The sequence below is a fragment of the Spirillospora sp. CA-294931 genome, assembly GCF_050946795.1.
Taxonomy (GTDB): Bacteria; Actinomycetota; Actinomycetes; order Streptosporangiales; family Streptosporangiaceae; genus Spirillospora.
The window spans coordinates 6380972-6398437 of record NZ_CP192006.1; the positions used below are offsets into that span (position 1 = coordinate 6380972).

Sequence of the window (17466 nt, forward strand, 5' to 3'; positions counted from 1 at the left end):
TCCTTGATCACCAGAAAGAGCGAAACCCCCGCTAGGCGGGGGTTTTTGTTTGCTCCCGCGATTGGACTCGAACCAATAACCTGCCGGTTAACAGCCGGCTGCTCTGCCGATTGAGCTACGCGGGATCGGGCTTGCGGGCGGGGTTTGGGGTCCCTGCCAGCGCGTCTAGGTTAGCGCATGTGGGGTGGTGGTCGCGCACGCTTATCGGGTGGGTGACTGGGGGCGGCGTTCGTGGGTAGGGGTTGGGGCACGAACAGACCGGTAGGGGGATCAGATGAAGTACCGCGTGACGTTCATCGTTGGTGCGGCGGTCGGGTATGTCCTTGGGACGCGGGCCGGGCGTGAGCGCTATGAGCAGCTCGTGCGGGCCTCGCGGCAGGTGACGGAGAACCCGACGGTCCAGGAGAAGGCCGAGGTGCTGCGTACCAAGGGCGGCGAGCTGGCCGGGACGGCGATGGGACGCGCCGAGGGCATGATCCGCGATCATGTGCCGGAGCGGCTGCATCGCAGTCATGAGGAGGCGTCCGTGCCTGAGGATCTTCGGGATCCTCGGCGGGAGACGTCGGTTTAGGGCTACTGGCGCTACTGGGCGCTGCTAAGCGGGCGGTGTTCTTCCGCCCGCTTTGGCCTGCGGTGTTGTGCCGCCCGCTTTGGCCTGCGATCTAGAGGCCGGTTTGGCGGCGTAGGGCTTCTAGGGCCTGTTCGGCGTGGGCTTTCAGGCCTGGGTCGTTGGGGTCCAGGCCCGCTTCGAAGACGAAGGTCCAGCGGACGTCGCCTCCTGTGGTGGGGCGGCGGCCGGTGATGCGGACGGTGCCGCCCGGCAGTTTGGCCTGGTGGTTGACGGCGATGGTGGCGGTTACGCGTTCGCGGACGGCCTCGGGGACGTTGCCCGGGTCGGTCAGGCGGATGTGGTGTTCCCTGCTCTCGTGGACGTGGAGCCAGCCGTCTTTCCATGACGCTTGTTCCACCCGGTCCCAGGGGATTCTGGTGAAGCCGCCGTCCTCTGTGGGCAGGTGGAGAGCTGTGGTTGTGGCTACCACATGGGAGCCGCCGCGTGTCGCGGCGTGGGTGAGGTGGCGCTCGCCGCGTTCCAGGGTGAGGGCTTCGCGGACGGCGGCGGGCAGCCGGTTCAGGCGCATGGGGCAACCGTATGCGATCAGGCTGCTCGGGGGGCGCGGCGGGCTCCGAGGAGGTCCATCACCAGGGCGGCGGACCAGCTGTAGTCGTGGCTGCCCCGGCCTGTGCCGTCGAAGGGGTCGAAGAACTCGCGGAAGCCTGATTGGCGGACCAGGCGCAGGGTGGCGCCGTAGAGGAGATCTGCCACTACGTCGTGGCCGTGGAGCAGTGCGCCGTACCAGAGCAGCCAGTTGGTGTTGATCCAGGTGGGACCGCGCCAGTAGGCCGCGCGGTCGAAGGCGGGCGCTTGGATGTCGCAGGTGGGGACGGGGTACCCGGCTGCTCCGGCGAAGCGGGCCGAGAGGAGGAGGTCGATCAGGCTGCGGGTGATGGGTTCGGGGAGTTCGGGGTCGAGGAGCGGGGCGAAGGAGCCGACCGTTACTACGGGGAGCAGACGGCCGGCGCGGAGGTCGCGGGCGCGGAAGCAACCGGTGTCGCGGTCCCAGAGGCGGTCGAGGAGGGCGGTGTGGACGCGGGACGCGCATTCGCGGTGCGGGGTCGGGTCTTCGCCGATGATCTCGGCGAGTTCGGCCAGGGCGTGGGTGGACGCCAGGTAGGAGGCGTTGAACAGGGGGTCTTCGACGGCGAAGGGGTGGGCGTCGCGGATGTAGGCGGGGTCGTATCCGGTTTCGCGCAGGAGGACGACCAGGCGCACGTAGCGGTCGTAGTCCTCGCCGGTGGGGAGATTGCGGGACGCCCAGCGGGGGGCGTAGTCCGCGGGCGGGAGCTCGACCGCTCCCAGGGGACGGTCCCAGGCGGGGCTGTTGTCGAGGCCCGATTCCCAGGGGTGGCAGATCGCGACCAGGCCGGACGCGCTGAGGTCGCGGACGCGGGCGAGGTAGGCGTGCTGGGCTACGAGCATCGGGTACAGGTGGGCCAGGAAGGCGCGGCTGGCTTCGGCGTCGCGGGCGCACTCGTGCAGGCGCAGGGCCGCCAGGGCGTGGAGGGGCGGGTGGGTCAGGCCGGAGGTGCGGGTTCCGTTTGGCTGTCTTTGCGTTTCCCACAGGTCGGGGCCTGGGAAATAGGCGTGGCGGGCCAGGCTGGTGTTGAAGACGATATGCGGGAGAAGGCCGTCCGACCATTGTCCGTGAAAGAGCGAGACCAGTTCCCGTTCGGCGCGGTCGCGCTTGTAGCGGGCCAGGCCCATGGTGACGAAGACCGAGTCCCAGCTCCACTGATGCGGGTACAGGCCCGGGGACGGGACGGTCGCCGCGCCGGTCCAGTTGGCGTCGAGCACCCGGGCCGCGGCCTTCCACAGCGCGGATTCGTCACCGGTCAGACGGGCGCTCATGAACTCAGCGTGTACCCTCGGTCGCGATCTGGCCACCCTTCACTGCGATTGTGAACGCGGAACGGCGCCGCGACGAGCCTTGGAGGGCCGTCGCTTCTCTTCAGGAAGCGTGACCCAGCGGGGCTCGGGCTCGGGAGGGCCGGCGCCACCTTGGCGGCTTGCACCGGTCGAGGTGCTGGTGCGCCGCGCTCAGCGCGGCCTCGGCGGCGATGAGGGGGCGGGTGAGATGAAACGGCGGGGCGGGGTGCGCCCCGCCCCGCCGTTCGACCCGCGGACGGTCCTGCAGATCAGCAGCGTTGGCCCGGGTTCCGGACCCTGATCGTGTCGGCCTTGTTCTTCGCGTCGCCCAGGTCCCGGATCCCGCTGTGCGGTGGGACCACGGTGATCGTGCCGTTCCAGTCCATGATGCACAGCTTGTGGCCGGTCCGATTCGCGACGGAGCCGAGCATGTTGTTCGGGATGTTGATGACCTGCCCCGGCCTCACGCGGCGGTCGAAGAACTCCCGGCCGCCGTAGTTGACGTAGTCGTATCCGCACGCGTGGGCGACTCCGCAGGTGTTGCGCGGGGCGGCCTTGGCGCCCGCCGACGCCGAAGCCACGGCGCCGGTGGTCACCACCATGGCACCGGCGGCGGCGGTCGAGACCGCGATGAGCGCGGCGGTATGAGATTTTCGGCTGATTTGCACGAGAGCCTCCTGGATTGGCCGAGTCCTTCGGGATGCGGGAGATCGCTATCAAAGTGACACGGGCCCATTGCCGCCGCGTACATTCCCGGTTCATTTCGCGTTCGCGGGTAGCGCCCGCGCCGTTCTGACGGCTTGCCGGGCCTGCGATCTTCTGGCCGGGTCCGGTTGGCGAACCCGCAGGTCGTAGAGCTGAGGCCGATCCGGCCAGTTTTGCGGCCGTGGCATCGGGAGATGGAACGTTGGGTAATCAGTCGGATCATTTGGGACCGGACAACGGGGAAACACAAGATGCGCTTCGGGGTGCTGGGGCCGCTGCATTTCTGTGGCGGTGGGCGCGAAACTCGTATTCGTCCGCTCAAACGTCGCATGATGCTCGCCGTGCTGTTGCGTCACGGCAACAGGACGGTGTCCGTCGACGTCCTCGTTGACGCCCTCTGGGACGGGCGGCCGCCGCGTTCCGCCCAGTCGAACCTGCGGGTGTACGCGCATCACCTCCGGCGGGCGTTGGGAGCCGACGACCGGCTCGTCTGGGAGTCGCCCGGTTATCGCCTGCGGGTATGCCAGGGGGAACTGGACGCCCATCGATTCGAGGACCTTCTGGCGCGTGGCCGTGACGCGCGCCGCGGTGGGGACCTCCTGGCCACGAGCACGCTCCTGCGGGAGGCGCACAGCCTGTGGCGCGGGCCGGCCTACGAGGGTCTCGCTGATTCCCCGCACCTGGCCGACGAGGCGGAACGGCTGGCGGAACTGCACCTAGCCGCGATCGAGGAGAGACTGTCGGCCGACCTGGACCTGGGACGGCATCGCGACCTGGTCCCGGAACTGCGTACGCTCACCGCAGAGCACCCGCTGCGCGAACCCTTCTGCGCGCTGCTCGTCCTCGCCCTCTATCGCTCGGCCCGGCAGGCCGAAGCGCTGGAGGCCTATCAGGAGGCGCGCGGGACGCTCGTCGCCGAACTCGGCGTCGAGCCCGGCCCGCAACTCCGCGCGCTGCACCAGGCGATCCTCGAAGAGGATCCCGGTCTCGACACGGCGCGGTCTCTGGTCTCGGTGCCCGAGGCCGCCCGGGCGGAACCGCCGGCCCTCGCCCCGCCCCGGCAACTGCCGCTGGACGTCTCCATGTTCACTGGGCGTGAGGCTGAGCTGGCGCGGCTCGACCGGCTGCTGCCAAGGCCGGAGGAACCGGCGGACATGGTGATCGCGTCCGTCTCGGGAACGGCCGGGGTGGGCAAGACCGCACTCGCCGTGCACTGGGCGCACCGGGTCGGGGACCACTTCCCGGACGGCCTGCTGTTCACCGACCTGTGCGGCTTCGGCTCGACCGGGCGTCCGGCCCGTGTCGAGGACGTCCTCAACGGGTTTCTGCGTGCGCTGGGCGTGCCGCCCGCCGCCATCCCGCTGCCGTTGGAGGAGCGCGCGGCGCTCTTCCGGACGCGGCTCAACGGGCGCCGGGTGCTGATCGTCCTGGACAACGCGGCGACCTCGGGGCAGGTCCGGTGGCTGCTCCCCGGTTCGCCGGGATGCCGGGTGGTCGTGACCAGCCGCAACCGCATGTCGGGTCTCATGGCGAGGGAGGGCGCCCATGACGTTCCGGTCGATCTGCTCTCGCTCGCGGACGCGCTGGCGCTGCTCCGCCGGGTGACGCGGCCCGAGCTTGTGGACACCGAGCCGGAGGCTGCCGTCGAGCTGGCACGGCGCTGCGCCTTCCTGCCGCTGGCGCTGCGGCTGGCGGCCGAGCTCGCGGCGCTGCGCCCGGGGTTCACGATGGCCGAACTGACCAGGGAACTCGCAGGAACCCGCGACCGGCTGGCCCTGCTCGCCGCGGCCGACGACGAGACCACCACCGTACGGGAGGCGCTCTCATGGTCGTATGAGGTGCTCGACCCGCAGACCGCGCGCGCGTTCCGCCTGCTCGGCCTGCATCCCGGCCAGGACATCAGCCTGGCCGCCGCGGCCGCTCTCTTCAACGCCGGCGGAACCCGGACGGCGGAGCTCCTGGCGGCGCTCACGCGGGTGCACCTGATCCAGGAGACCGCCCGCGGCCGCTACCGCTTCCACGACCTGCTCAAGGATTACGCCGCCGACCGGGCGGACGCGGACGAGCCGCGGGAGGGACGCCAGGCGGCTCTGCGACGCTTGCTCACGTGGTACCTGCACAGCGCGCTCGCGGTCGACCGGGTGCTCATGCCGTGGCGTCGCCGCGTTCCGGTGGATCCGCCGGACCCCGTCTGCGAGGTCGCCGTGCTGGAGTCCGCGGGTGCCGCGGTGAAGTGGTGCGAGACCGAACGGCTCAACATGATGGCGGTCGCCGACCACGCCGCGCGGACGGGCCACGATGAGGTGGCCTGGAAACTGCCCTTCACGCTGTGGAGCTACTTCTACGTCAGCACCCGATGGGACGACTGGATCGCCTCGCATCACCTCGCCCTCCAGGTCGCCCGGCGAAGCGGCGAGAGGTACGGGGAGTCCCTCCTGCTCACCAGTCTCGCCAACGCCCACCGTGAGATCCACCGGCACGACGAGGCGTTCGACCGGTTCCACGAGGCCATCGCGCTGAGTCAGGAGATCGGTGAGCCGTGGGTCGAGGCGGCGGCACGCACGCTGCTCTGCATGAGCCACCGCGATCTGCGGCAGCACGACGCGGCGTTCGGCCATGGCCGCGCCGCCTTGAAGATTTTCGCGAAGATCGGGGACCCCTGGGGAAGGGCCTGGGCTCTGCACCAGCTTGGGGAGACCTACGCGGACGTGCCGCGGAACGACGAGGCCGTCGACCACCTCCGGCAAGCCCTGACGCTGTTCGGTGAGATCGATGACCGGATGGGCAGGAGCCGGGTCCTGTCCATTCTGGGACGGATCCACCGGAACAGGGGCCGGTTCGAGGAGGCGGCCGGCTACGCCCGTCAGGCACTCGCCGTCGCCCGCGAACTCGGCAGCCGGCAGAGCGAGGCGTCCGCGCTCTACACACTCGGCGACGTGCAGTACGACACCGGTCAGCTCCCCGCCGCCCGGCGGTCCTGGGGGCACGCGCTGGCCATCTTCGAGCAGCTCGGCGCCCCGCAGGCGGCGAAAGTGCGAGAGCGGATCCGGCAGGCGCGCTGACCCGCCGGAACACCACTCTGATCGCCGCCGTTCCCCCGTCCAGGTCGACCTCGCATTACCGCGGCCCGGCCGCCTCGCCGCGGCCCACGAAGTGCGATCAGGGAGAAGGCTGTCGCGGTGGTGTTTCCGGCGAACTCGCGGCGTGGTCGAGGAACCAGGAAATGATCTCCTCGCCGGCCGCGATGCCGGTGGCGGTGGTGACGCGGGTGGTTTCGGACGTCCAGTTGGTGTCGTGCAGTTCGCCGTGGGCCGGACGGATCGCGGCGTCGGCGGCGTCCAGCAGCTCGATGTCCAGGAGGGAGTCGCCCGCGGCCAGCATCGTGCCCGCGCCGGTGCGGGCGGCGATCTCGGTCGCGGCGGCGGCCTTGGTCAGCCCGGCGGGCAGGCAGTAGACCTTGCGGCCCTGGAGGGACGTCCGCCAGCCGCGTTCGGCGCACCAGCCGGTGAGGTCCTCGACCCAGCCGCCGGGCAGCGCGGCCCGGTCGACGACGGTGTAGGCGAACAGGTCGGACGCGCTGCGGTACTTCAGGACGAAGTCGCCCCCGATGCGCGTGAGGTGTTCGCGGACCTCGGCCAGTTCGGCGCCGGTTGCGCGCGAGCGGACGGCGGCTGCCCATTCGGGGTCATCTACTCCGTCGACCAGGATGTGGCCCCCGTTGGAGCAGATGGCGTATGCGGGGGGTTTCTCCAGGAGGTGCACTCGGGCGTACTGCTCGGGGGTGCGGGTGGTGGTGGGGACGAACGTGGTGGTGTCGGCCAGGGCTTCCAGGCCCCGGGCGGCTGTCTCGGTCATGTAGGTGAGGGGGGCGCCCTGGTAGAACTCGACGCAGAGCAGGCGCGGCATGGCCTCGTCCGGGCCGGAGAGGTCCATGGAGTTGACCGAGTAGATCAGCGTCCGGTCGAGGTCGGAGCAGACCAGCGTGCTCACTGGGCGGCTCCGCGGGCGAAGCGGGGGTGGATCAGCCCGACGCAGGCGTAGGGCAGCGCGACCGGATCGACGTCGATCACGGGAACCTCTCGTTCGGCGGCCAGGAGCCGGATGTGGGTGAGGTCGGGGCCCGCGTCGGCGCGGGCGAGGATCTTCCAGGGCACCCGGCGCAGGAGGACCCGGGTGGTCTCGCCCACGCCCGGCTTGATCAGGTTCAGGTCGTCGACGCCGTGTTCCGCGCCGACGCGGCGGACGGCCTCCCACCCGGACCAGTCGGGGGCGCGGTCGGACGCCCTGAGCGCGGGCAGGTCCTTGGCGACGCGCTCGGCGACGTCGGGGAAGCGCGCGCAGACCGCGTCCAGGAAGCGCCCGGAGACGTCGTCGGGCGCGAGTTCGGCGTAGAACTTGGCGCCGTGGAAGTCGCCGGGGCCGATCAGCCGGTCGTTCAGCACCGTCCGGCTCACCAGGCCGGACACGGTGGAGTTGAGGCAGGCCGACGGGATGAGGAAGTCGTCGCGGGTGCCGTAGAGGTTCGTGCAGCGTCCGGGGTCGGCCAGCACGGCCAGGTCGGGGGCGAACCGCTCCCCCGTCGCGTCGGCGTGCTCGTCGAGGGCGGCGGCGAGCTCGCGGGTGATCGCGCCCTTGCCCGTCCAGCCGTCGACGAACATCACGGCGGACGGGTCGTGGTGGGCGGCCAGGTAGCGCAGGGCGACGGCGTCGATGCCCCGGCCACGAACGATGCTGACGGCGTAATGCGGCAGGTCCAGGCCGTGTGCGAACCGGGCCCAGCGCCGGGCGAGAACGCCTACGGGAGTGCCCGCGCGCGCCAGGGAGACCAGCACGGCCCCCGACCCGCGTTCGGCGAGGATCATCTCGGTGATGAGCCCGACCGCGTAGGCCAGCCGCTCGGCCGAGGTGTCGAGAGCCTCGTGGAACAGGCGCTGGTAGGCGGGGCTGGGCTGGTATTCCACCGGCAGCGACTCGGCGTAGTGCGCGCGGCCCGCCTGGATGGCGGCCTCGCGCTCCTCGGTGGGCGCCTCCAGCCGGACGGAGGAGAGGTCCTTCAGCAGCCAGGTGACGTCCTCGCGCGCGTAGCTGCCGAACTCGGGCCCGTACAGCGGCTTCACGGCGCCGGCTCCCCTCGGTAGGACGGCACGGCCGCCAGGACGACCGGTGCCAGCTGCGCGAGCCGCTCCAGCAGGCCGCCGGACAGCGCCTCGGTGTCACCGGCATCGTCGACCATCAGCACGATCGCGTCGAATCCGCCTCCGGCCACGTTGTAGGCGTAGCGGTCGCCGGGCCCGTCGGCGGGGTCGTCGTGGGCCGGGAACACCAGCCGTGTGCGGATCGCATAGCCGGGCTCATCCACGGCCAGTACGGGAGAGCGTGTCGTGGTGGAGTAGCGCACGTCCACGTCGGGCAGGGCGTCGGCGAGGGCCTCAGCGAGGCGCAGGGGCGCGTACATCAGCTCCTCGAAGCCCAGCACCAGCACCCGCCGCCCCTCGACGAGGTCGGCGACCCGCTCGGCCATGGCCGGTAGCTCCTTCTCCAAGCGCGCGCGGTGCTCGGGCAGGAAACCGTGGCGTCCGCCGTCGGGGAGGTCTTCGGGCCACATTAGGTCGGCGCGCATCACCGGGTGGGACTCCCCCGGGACGGCCTGGCCGCCGTGCTGCTCCAGCTCGTCCACGAGCGCGCGCCCGGCGTCGAGGATGTCGTCGGGCAGTTCGACCCGTCCCGCCGCCAGCGCGACCGTCTCGATCCGTGCCCCGAGGCGCGCCTCCAGCTCGCGCATGCGCGCCCAATCGGCCTCGCCGCGCAGGTCGACCAGGGCGGCCACCACGTAGTGGCCGCGCGGACGGACGGCGTGCAGCGCCTCGATCGTGTTCAGCACCGTGCGGCCCGTGGACAGCTCGTCGTCCACCAGCACCAGCGGGACGTCCCGGTCGAGCATCGCCGGGTCGGCGGGCAGCATCAGGTGGCTGGTGGCGTGGCTGTGCTCCTCCTCGAACGCCCCGTATGGCGTGAAGCCCGGCACGGGGCGGCGGGTTGAATGCAGGTAATAGGCCCCTGCCAGGGCGTCCGCGACCGAATGCCCCAGCGCCGTCGCCGTTTCGGCGTATCCCAGGACGATGGCGTCGTCGCCGTCCAAGCGCGCGCGGACGAGCCCGCCCAGCCTGATCCCCGCCCCGTAAACGACGCGTGGATCGGTGGGGACGTGCTTGCCCAGCACCGTCGACACCAGCAGATGGGCGCGGCGCGGGTTGCGCCGCACGGCCATGCCGACCAGGCCGGGCAGGCCCTCCCCCACGATCCGCACGCCGAGCCGTTCCGCGACCCACGCGCCGGACCAGACGTTCTCGTTCACCGGCCTCCCGCCGCTTCGAGCAGTTCCACGAACGTCACGTCCTCGGCCGCCACACCGAAGATCCGGGCCCGCAGCATCAGCCGCTCGGCCCAGGCCCGGTGGGGCTTGGCCTCGTTCATCTTGTTGGCATAGGCGCTGGCCATGGCTCCGCCGCCGGAGACGCCCATGATGTCGGCGGCGTCGCAGTACTCCTCGTGCGTCACCACCGACAGGGCGTGGACGGCCGCCACATGGGTCGGATGGATGACGGTCTTGCCCGTCAGCCCGTTGGCCTTGTCGAGGTGCACCTCGCGGATCAGGCCGTCCAGATCGGCGGTGATCAGCCGCTGGCGCAGCGGCGCGGCCTGCTGGCGCTCGAACGGCGACTGCCGCAGCTGCGGCTTGAACAGCCGCTCACCGGCCGAGAAGTACTCCCAGACCGGCCCGGTGACCACGAAGCCCGTCCCGTCGGCGCGGCCCAGGATGTTGACCACGTCGGAGATCACCCCGGCGACCGGGTGGATGTCGTAGATCGTCAGGTCGGGCGGGCGGCGCAGCCCGTAGGCCGCGGACATGTCGGTGGCGCCCAGCCGGACGGCCAGCACGCGCTCGCGGTGCTTGGCCAGGAGCTGGGCGACCTCCTGGAGCATCTGGGTGCGGGTCTCGCGGTAGACCGCCTCCTGGCTCTCGATCACCGGCATGGCCAGCAGCCGCCGCCCGGTGCGGGACGCGGTGTCCTCCAGCGCCTCCAGGAACGCGCCCCCGTCGGCGCCGGTGAACTTGGGCAGGACGAACCCGCTGACCAGCTCGGCCGCGCCGCCCAGCCGGGCGGCCAGATCGCCGATCTGCTCGGGCGTGCGGACCCTGATGAACAGCAGCGGGACCTCGTCCCCCCGGGACCGCACGATGCGCAACTGCTCGACCGCGTTGGCCTCCGCCGCGGCGACGTCGTCGTCGGAGATCGAGTCCTCCAGGCAGACGACCATGCTGGTCACGCCCCTGCGGGCCGCCTTGACCACGTCGTCGGCGATGAAGGGCCTGGTGGCCGGGAGGTAGAGCGTGGCGCCCAGCGCCACCGCCAGGGTCGAGGCGTCGTCGTCCCGGTCGAACGAGCGGGGATGGCGGTAGAACAGAGGTTTCCGGCGCCCGGGATCGATGTGGTCAAAGTGCCGCATGCACGCTTGATCCTCCCCCATCGTCGGTCACGGCCGCCCAGGGTGACCGCTCGATCACCGTAGCGACGCCGTGTAACCAGGGTATGTCCACAGATGAAGCGGGCGGGTACCCGAAGGTACCCGCCCGTCACGTGGGGAGCCAGCGCCCCACCACCGGTGAATCAGCCGTCACAGGTGTGCGGAGACCGCCGGGATGAGGTGCTGGACGGTCCGGCCGGACGCCGTGGCGCCGATGGCCGTCATCGACCAGCCCGAGCCGTCCCGCGAGACCTTCGCCATGATCTGGGCGTTGTGCGGACCCGCACCGCTCAGGTCGTAGCGGGCGATCTCCTGGCCCGTGGCCTCGTCGACCAGCCGGCAGAAGGCGTTCTCGATCTGCGAGAAGTCCTGCCCGGTGAAGGAGTTCACCGTGAACACCAGCTGGGTGACGTTGGCCGGGACCTGCTGGAGGTCGACGTTGATGACCTCGTCGTCGCCCTCCCCCTCGCCGGTCAGGTTGTCGCCGGTGTGCAGGATCGACCCGTCCTTGCTGCGCAGCTGCTTGAACCACACGGCGTCGGCGAGGTTGCCGCTGCCGTCGAACAGCAGGCACGAGGCGTCCAGGTCGATCGTCTGGGCCTTGGACTTGCCGAAGCGGCCCTTCTTGGCCACCGCGTCCCAGCCCAGGCCCATCTTGACCTTGGTGAGCGTGCCGCCGCCCGGCTTGGCCAGCGACACCTTCTGGCCCTTCTGCAACGAGATCGACATCTACGGCTCCTTTGCTGAGATGGGAAGGCACACAGGTCGCGGGGTGTGTACGGGCTCACTCACAGCTTGGTGGAGTGCAGTTCCTTGTCGTCGATCGTCTCGGCCTGCGCGTCGTCCTCGCGGTTGCGCACCAGCGAGCTGATGAACGCGGCGATGATCAGGCCCGCGCCGAGCCCACCGGTGATCCACTCGGGCACGTGGTGACCGATGCTGATCAGCATGCAGACCGCCAGGGCACCGATCGCCCAGTGGGCGCCGTGCTCGAGGTAGACGTACTCGTGCAGCGTGCCCTTGCGCACCAGGTAGACGGTGAGCGACCGGATGTACATGGCGCCGATGCCCAGACCCAGCGCGATGACGACCGGGTCGGTGCTGATGGCGAACGCGCCGATGACGCCGTCGAAGGAGAACGAGGCGTCGAGCACTTCCAGGTAAAGGAACAGGAAGAACCCGGCCTTGCCGGTGGCCAGCACCAGCTCACCCGCTCCGCCGCGCTTCTCGGACACGGCCTTCTCGGACAGGGCCTTGTCGCCCTTGTCCTCGTCGTCGCCCTCGTCGTCATCGTCGTCGTCCAGATCGCCGGCCTCGGAGAACAGCTCGCCGAGCCCGTTGACCGCGATATAGGTGATCATGCCGAGCACTCCGGCGATCATCACTTCGCCGGGATCCTTGGCGTAGAAGCCCGCCACGACCGCGAGCGCACCACCCGCGACGACCACCGACAGCTGGTCCAGCTTCCCGATGCGCGCCAGCGGCCGCTCAAGCCACGGCAGCCACTTGTGGACGTGGTCCTCGAACACGAAGTCGAGGAACAGCATCATCAGGAACATCCCACCGAACGCGGCGATCATGGGATACGCCTCGTCCATCAGACGCTTGTACTTGTCCTCGTCGTCCAACGCCAGCTCGAACGCCTCGATGGGCCCGAGCTTGGCGGTGATCCCCACGATGACCAGCGGGAACACCAGGCGCATGCCGAAGACGGCGATGGCGATGCCGATGGTCAGGAAGATCTTCTGCCAGAACGGGCTCATCCGGTCGAGCACCTTGGCGTTCACCACGGCGTTGTCGAACGAGAGCGAGATCTCAAGGACGGCGAGGACGGCCACCAGCGCCAGCCCGGCCGGCCCTCCGTAAAGGAGGGCGACGACCAGGCCGAGGCCGGTGACCGCGAAGGACCAACCGAAGGTGCGAAGAATCATGCCAATGTTTCTGTTCGTTGCGGGGCGCCGGTGACCGGGACGGTCATCCGACGTTGACGCCGAAGTCCACGGCGATTCCGTGAAGGCCGGAGGCGTACCCCTGGCCCACGGCGCGGAACTTCCACTCCCCGCCGTGCCGGTAAAGCTCCCCGAAGACCATGGCGGTCTCGGTGGAGGCGTCCTCGGTGAGGTCGAACCTCGCCAGCTCGTTGCCGTCGTACCGGTTGACGATCCGGATGAAGGCGTTGCGGACCTGGCCGAAGCTCTGGCCGCGGTTGTCGGCGTCGTAGATCGACACCGGGAAGACGACCCGGTCGCACTCGGGCGGGATGGCGCTCAGGTTGACGTTGATGCTCTCGTCGTCGCCCTCGCCCTCACCGGTGAGGTTGTCACCGGTGTGCTCGATCGAGCCGTCGGGGCTGGTGAGGTTGTTGAAGAACACGAAGTGCTGGTCGGAGAGGACCTTGCCTCCGGCCCCCAGCATAAGCGCCGACGCGTCCAGGTCGAAGTCGGCGCCTGTGGTGGCGCGGACGTCCCAGCCGAGACCGACGGTGACGGCGGTCAGGTTCGGCGCGGCCTTCGACAGCGAGACGTTGCCGCCCTTGGCGAGCGATACTCCCATGATCCGGTCTACTCCCGAGTGTGACGTGAGGGTGGACGCCGCAATTTAGAGGTTCACGCCGAAGTCCGTGGCGATACCCGCCAGGCCGGAGGCGTACCCCTGGCCGACCGCCTTGAACTTCCACTCCGCCCCGTTGCGGTAGAGCTCGCCGAAGACCATCGCGGTCTCGGTGGCGGCGTCCTCGGAGAGGTCGTAGCGGGCCAGTTCGCTGTTGTCGGTCTGGTTGACGACGCGGATGTAGGCGTTGCGCACCTGGCCGAAGTTCTGGCTGCGGGTCTCGGCGTCGTAGATCGAGACCGCGAACGCCACGCGCTCGGCGGTGTCGGGCATCGCGCCGAAGTTGACCTTGATGACCTCGTCGTCGCCCTCGCCCTCGCCGGTCTTGTTGTCGCCGGTGTGCTCGACGCCGCCGTCGGGGGTGCGCAGGTTGTTGAAGAACACGAAGTGCTGGTCGGTGATGATCTTGCCGGTGGAGTCGAGGACCATGGCCGAGGCGTCCAGGTCGAACTCCGTGCCGGTCGTGGTGCGCAGGTCCCAGCCCAGGCCCACGTTCACCGCCGTCAGGCCCGGGGCCTGCTTGGTAAGCGAGACGTTGCCGCCCTTGCTCAGGCTGATTGGCACGTTGCCTCCATGATCGTTTGCTCTGCCTGCCACTTGCCGGACGCCATGCCGACGTCAGGCTTTACGACGCTGATGCGATGCTACTCGTTCCCTATCCTGCCGTTGGCCCGGTCACAACCGGAATGACCATGACGCGACAATGAACAGATCGCCGGTCCTGCGGGACACTGGACCGAGGTGAAGGGAGGCGGAATTGCGGGGAGCGGGCGACCAGCGCCGTCGCGGGCGTGGTGATCAGGGGGCGGCCTCGGCGGTCGAGGCCAGGGAGGCCGCGTCCGCGGCCTTCTACGACATGGACCAGGCGCAGAAGTACATCGCGGGCCGGGTGACGGTGTTCGCCGACCTGGACGCGGCGGCGGCCGCTCCGGTGAGGCGGGAGTTCGAGGGGCTCAACGACGCGGCCGACAACGCCTCGGTCGCCTATATCTCCGTGCTGGACGCGCACGACCTCGACTCCCACGAGCGCTCGGCGGCCGAGTACGACGCGGCGCGGCGCGCGTTCATGGCCGTCACCGACCAGCTGCGGCAGATCACCGGCACCCTCAACGGGTTCGCCGAGCGGCTGGCACCCGCGATGGCGCGGCTGGAGACGGCGCTCGACCAGTTGCCGCCCCGGCTCACCGCCGCGCGCGACGCCGTCGCCGCCGCCGACGCGGCCGTCGTGGCCGCGCAGAAGGCGGGCATGGACGCCTCCGACCCCGAGGCCGACCTGGCCGCCGCCCGCGCGGGGCTCGCCCAGCTGAGCTCCCAGGGCCTGGGCGGGCTCGGCCTCGCGGGCGCGATGGCCAAGGCCGAGGAGGTGCTGGCGCTCGCCGAGAAGGCCCGCGAGGCCGCCGACGAGCTGCCCCTGCTGGGCGAGAAGGTCCGCCACTCGCTCGCCTCGGCCCGCACGCGCGCCGACATCGTGGCCGGGCGCGTCGAGCCCGTCCGGCAGGCCATGCGGCTGCTGCTGCGGGGCTACTCGCAGAGCTGCTGGCAAGACCTCAAGGGCGCGCCGGAGTCGATCGAAGCCGGGGTGACCCGTGCCCGGGAGCGGCTGAACGAGGCGTCGGCCCACCTGTCGCGCAACGAGTGGAAGGACGCGCAGCGCGCGATGACCGCCGCCCGCACCGAGCTGAACGCCGCCGACCGCCGCGCCGGGCAGGTCACCGGCCGAGTGGCCGAACTCGACGCCACCAAGGCCGACCCCCGCAAGCCGGTGGAGTCCGTCCGCTTCGCCGTCCGCGACGCCCAGCGGCTGGCCACGGCCCAGCCCGGCGGCGCGGCGCCCCAGCACGCCCGGGTGCTGGACGGCCTGGTGGAACGCCTGGAGAAGGCACCCGAGCGCCTCTCAGGCACCCACCCCGACTACTGGGCCTACCTCCAGGAGCTGGAGTCGATCAAAACGGCCGCCGGCGACGTCGTCGCCCGCATCCGCTCAGAACGCGCCGCCGGAACCTGACCCTCCGGATGGTACGAAGCGCCCCCATACTCAGCCCCAAAGGACAGCCACCCATGTCCGAACCGACATGAAGGATGTACCCGTCCGGCCCACGGCCGGACGGCCCACCACCCGACACGGGCGGTGAAACGGCGTCCTGGGGGTGTGCGGGTTAGCGGGGGCTTTCGTGGACGCCGATCGTCCGGTTGGGCGGGACGTCCGCCGCCGCCCCGACGGCCGGTCGGCCCGCCGTGGGCTGGCGCGGACGGCCGAGGCCGGACGCCGACCGTGCCGACCCCGCGGCCTCCGCGGAGCGGTCGCCGACGCGGGCTGTGCGCTCGGCGGCCGACGGTCGGGGTCAGCGGGGGGCGGCGGTTAGCGGGGGCGGTCGTGGACGCCGATGGTCAGGTTGCGGGCGGCCATGGGCGGGCCGCCCGGCTGCGGGTCGTAGGGCGGGACCTGCGGGTTCGGGTGGTGGGGTGCGGCCGCCGCGGGGTGCACCTGCTGGTCACCGCGTCCGGCCGACTGCGCGGGCTCGGCCCAGACGGCGGTGCCGTAGGCGCAGACCTCGTGGCCGCCGCCCAGCGCGGCCGTGTCGAAGCACATGCCCACCACGGCGTTGGCGCCCTTGCGCCTGGCCTCCTCGCCGAGGCGCTCGACCGCCTGGCGGCGTGCGGCGGCCAGGCCGACGGTGCCCGGGTTCTCGCCGGTGACCCGGAAGGTTCCGCTGCTGGTCCCCCCGGCGGGACGTCCCTGATCCGCCTGGACGGCCACCCCCATGGCCTCGCCGAGCACATTGCGGATCTCGTACCCCGCCAGGCCGTCAGTCGTCACGATCAGCATGGCTCCAAGGTAATCCACCCATGGCGCCCGATGCACCGTTATGCCCGCCTTTGCCCTGGCACGCCTCCAGAACACGGCAGGGCCGGATTCGGGGACGGGCGGATCATGGGTGGAGGGCACGCTCACGCCGGTGATCCGCGTCCGTCCCCGAAACCGCGCGGCTAGTCGAGGTACTCCCGGAGCATTTGGGCGCGGGACGGGTGACGCAGTTTCGCCAGGGTCTTGGATTCGATCTGGCGGATGCGCTCCCGGGTGACGCCGAACTCCCGGCCCACCTCCTCCAGGGTCCGCGGATGGCCGTCGGTCAGCCCGAAGCGCAGCTGGATGATGCGCTGCTCGCGGTCCGACAGCGTGCCGAGGATGCCTTCCAGCTGGTCCTGCAGGAGGAGGAACGCCGCCGCCTCGATGGGCACGACCGCGTCCGCGTCCTCGATGAAGTCTCCGAGGTCGGAGTCCTCCTCCCCGATCGGGGATTGCAGGGACACCGGCTCCTGGGCGATCCGCTGGATCTCCACGACCCGGACGGGCGACAGGCCCATCTCCCGGCCGATCTCCTCGGGAATCGGCTCGCGACCGAGGTCCTGGTGGAGCTGGCGCTGCACCCGGACCAGCTTGTTGATGGTCTCCACCATGTGGACCGGTATCCGGATCGTCCGGGCCTGGTCGGCGATCGCACGGGTGATCGCCTGACGGATCCACCAGGTGGCGTAGGTCGAGAACTTGAATCCCTTGGTGTAGTCGAATTTCTCGACCGCGCGGATGAGTCCGAGATTTCCCTCCTGGATCAGGTCGAGGAAGAGCATTCCCCGGCCCACGTAGCGTTTGGCGATCGACACCACCAGCCGCAGGTTGGCCTCGATCAGGCGTTGCTTCGCCCGTACACCTTCGCGGGCGAGCAGTTCGAGATCGAGCCGTTGCGCCACGGTGAGGATGGCGGTGTGCGCCATCTTCTCCTCGGCGAACAGGCCCGCCTCGATCGATTTCGCGAGTTCTACCTCATCTTCTGCCGTGAGCAGCGGTACGCGACCGATTTCCCGCAGGTATATCCGGACCAGATCGCTCGTCGGCGCCCGCTTGCCGAGGTCTCCCTCGTCCGCTCGCGTGACGTCCTCGGTCTCGGTCTGAGACTCGAGGACCTCTACCCCCTGCTCTGCGAGCAGCCGGACGATCCGTTCGAGGGAGTCGTCCGGCAAGTCGGAGCGATCGAGTGCGGCGGCGACGTCGTCGACGGTCACGCCGCCGCGTTCTCTGCCGCGCGCGACAAGGTCCGCCACCTGGTCAACCGATGGCGCCTCGCTTGGCAGCACCGAAG

Annotated in this window: 16 protein-coding genes and 1 tRNA gene; 3 read left to right on the forward strand and 14 right to left on the reverse strand. The window is 70.5% G+C overall.

The window, feature by feature from the left end; genetic code table 11:
- Positions 1-52: 52 nt before the first annotated feature.
- Positions 53-125, reverse strand: a tRNA-Asn gene (locus ACQPY4_RS28685).
- Between the two features lie 161 nt (positions 126-286).
- On the opposite strand from ACQPY4_RS28685, the gene ACQPY4_RS28690 reads away from it, so the two are divergent.
- On the forward strand, positions 287-571 hold the full coding sequence (locus ACQPY4_RS28690; RefSeq protein ID WP_433325996.1) for a YtxH domain-containing protein: 285 nt from the start codon (positions 287-289) through the stop codon (positions 569-571).
- A gap of 91 nt (positions 572-662) precedes the next feature.
- Here ACQPY4_RS28690 and ACQPY4_RS28695 read toward each other — a convergent pair whose 3' ends face one another.
- The 3 genes from ACQPY4_RS28695 to ACQPY4_RS28705 form a co-directional block, all read right to left on the reverse strand.
- Complete coding sequence (locus tag ACQPY4_RS28695) at positions 663-1139, reverse strand: hypothetical protein (RefSeq protein WP_433325998.1); 477 nt, start codon at positions 1137-1139, stop codon at positions 663-665.
- 17 nt (positions 1140-1156) lie between these two features.
- Positions 1157-2467, reverse strand: a complete 1311-nt coding sequence (locus ACQPY4_RS28700; protein ID WP_433326000.1) for an MGH1-like glycoside hydrolase domain-containing protein — start codon at positions 2465-2467, stop codon at positions 1157-1159.
- A gap of 287 nt (positions 2468-2754) precedes the next feature.
- Positions 2755-3153, reverse strand: a complete 399-nt coding sequence (locus ACQPY4_RS28705; protein ID WP_433326002.1) for a hypothetical protein — start codon at positions 3151-3153, stop codon at positions 2755-2757.
- Between the two features lie 378 nt (positions 3154-3531).
- Here ACQPY4_RS28705 and ACQPY4_RS28710 point away from each other — a divergent pair, with 378 nt between their 5' ends.
- Entirely contained in the window at positions 3532-6252 is a 2721-nt protein-coding gene (locus tag ACQPY4_RS28710) for a BTAD domain-containing putative transcriptional regulator (RefSeq protein WP_433326004.1), read from the forward strand.
- Positions 6253-6349: 97 nt separating this feature from the next.
- On the opposite strand, the gene ACQPY4_RS28715 is transcribed toward ACQPY4_RS28710, so the two are convergent.
- The 8 genes from ACQPY4_RS28715 to ACQPY4_RS28750 all read right to left on the reverse strand — a co-directional run bounded on the left by ACQPY4_RS28715 (position 6350) and on the right by ACQPY4_RS28750 (position 13891).
- A complete protein-coding gene (locus tag ACQPY4_RS28715) occupies positions 6350-7180 on the reverse strand; it encodes an HAD family hydrolase (RefSeq protein WP_433326006.1) in 831 nt (276 codons plus the stop codon).
- Positions 7177-8307 (reverse strand): cysteine protease StiP family protein, encoded by a 1131-nt coding sequence (locus tag ACQPY4_RS28720; protein ID WP_433326008.1) that lies wholly within the window; start codon positions 8305-8307, stop codon positions 7177-7179. The genes ACQPY4_RS28715 and ACQPY4_RS28720 overlap by 4 nt, the downstream gene beginning before the upstream one ends.
- Positions 8304-9545, reverse strand: a complete 1242-nt coding sequence (locus ACQPY4_RS28725; protein WP_433326010.1) for a phosphoribosyltransferase family protein — start codon at positions 9543-9545, stop codon at positions 8304-8306. The genes ACQPY4_RS28720 and ACQPY4_RS28725 overlap by 4 nt, the downstream gene beginning before the upstream one ends.
- Positions 9542-10699, reverse strand: a complete 1158-nt coding sequence (locus ACQPY4_RS28730) for an HpcH/HpaI aldolase/citrate lyase family protein (protein ID WP_433326012.1) — start codon at positions 10697-10699, stop codon at positions 9542-9544. The genes ACQPY4_RS28725 and ACQPY4_RS28730 overlap by 4 nt, the downstream gene beginning before the upstream one ends.
- Before the next feature lie 168 nt (positions 10700-10867).
- Positions 10868-11446, reverse strand: coding sequence for a TerD family protein (locus tag ACQPY4_RS28735; RefSeq protein WP_433326014.1), 579 nt, complete (start codon positions 11444-11446; stop codon positions 10868-10870).
- Positions 11447-11505: 59 nt separating this feature from the next.
- The gene (locus ACQPY4_RS28740) at positions 11506-12648 is read right to left on the reverse strand and encodes a DUF475 domain-containing protein (RefSeq protein WP_433326016.1); all 1143 of its coding nucleotides are present in this window, start codon (positions 12646-12648) and stop codon (positions 11506-11508) included.
- Positions 12649-12691: 43 nt separating this feature from the next.
- Positions 12692-13270 carry a TerD family protein gene (locus ACQPY4_RS28745; RefSeq protein WP_433326018.1) on the reverse strand — a complete coding sequence of 193 codons (579 nt, stop codon included), beginning with the start codon at positions 13268-13270 and terminating at the stop codon, positions 12692-12694.
- Positions 13271-13315: 45 nt separating this feature from the next.
- Positions 13316-13891, reverse strand: coding sequence for a TerD family protein (locus tag ACQPY4_RS28750; RefSeq protein ID WP_433326020.1), 576 nt, complete (start codon positions 13889-13891; stop codon positions 13316-13318).
- Positions 13892-14084: 193 nt separating this feature from the next.
- Here ACQPY4_RS28750 and ACQPY4_RS28755 point away from each other — a divergent pair, with 193 nt between their 5' ends.
- The gene (locus ACQPY4_RS28755) at positions 14085-15332 is read left to right on the forward strand and encodes a molecular chaperone DnaJ (RefSeq protein WP_433326022.1); all 1248 of its coding nucleotides are present in this window, start codon (positions 14085-14087) and stop codon (positions 15330-15332) included.
- 354 nt (positions 15333-15686) lie between these two features.
- Here the strand turns inward: ACQPY4_RS28755 and ACQPY4_RS28760 are convergent, their stop codons facing one another.
- Together ACQPY4_RS28760 and rpoD are read right to left on the reverse strand one after the other, a co-directional pair.
- Complete coding sequence (locus ACQPY4_RS28760) at positions 15687-16154, reverse strand: YbjQ family protein (RefSeq protein ID WP_433326024.1); 468 nt, start codon at positions 16152-16154, stop codon at positions 15687-15689.
- Positions 16155-16315: 161 nt separating this feature from the next.
- Positions 16316-17461, reverse strand: coding sequence for an RNA polymerase sigma factor RpoD (gene rpoD / locus ACQPY4_RS28765; protein WP_433339058.1), 1146 nt, complete (start codon positions 17459-17461; stop codon positions 16316-16318).
- Between the last annotated feature and the right edge of the window lie 5 nt (positions 17462-17466).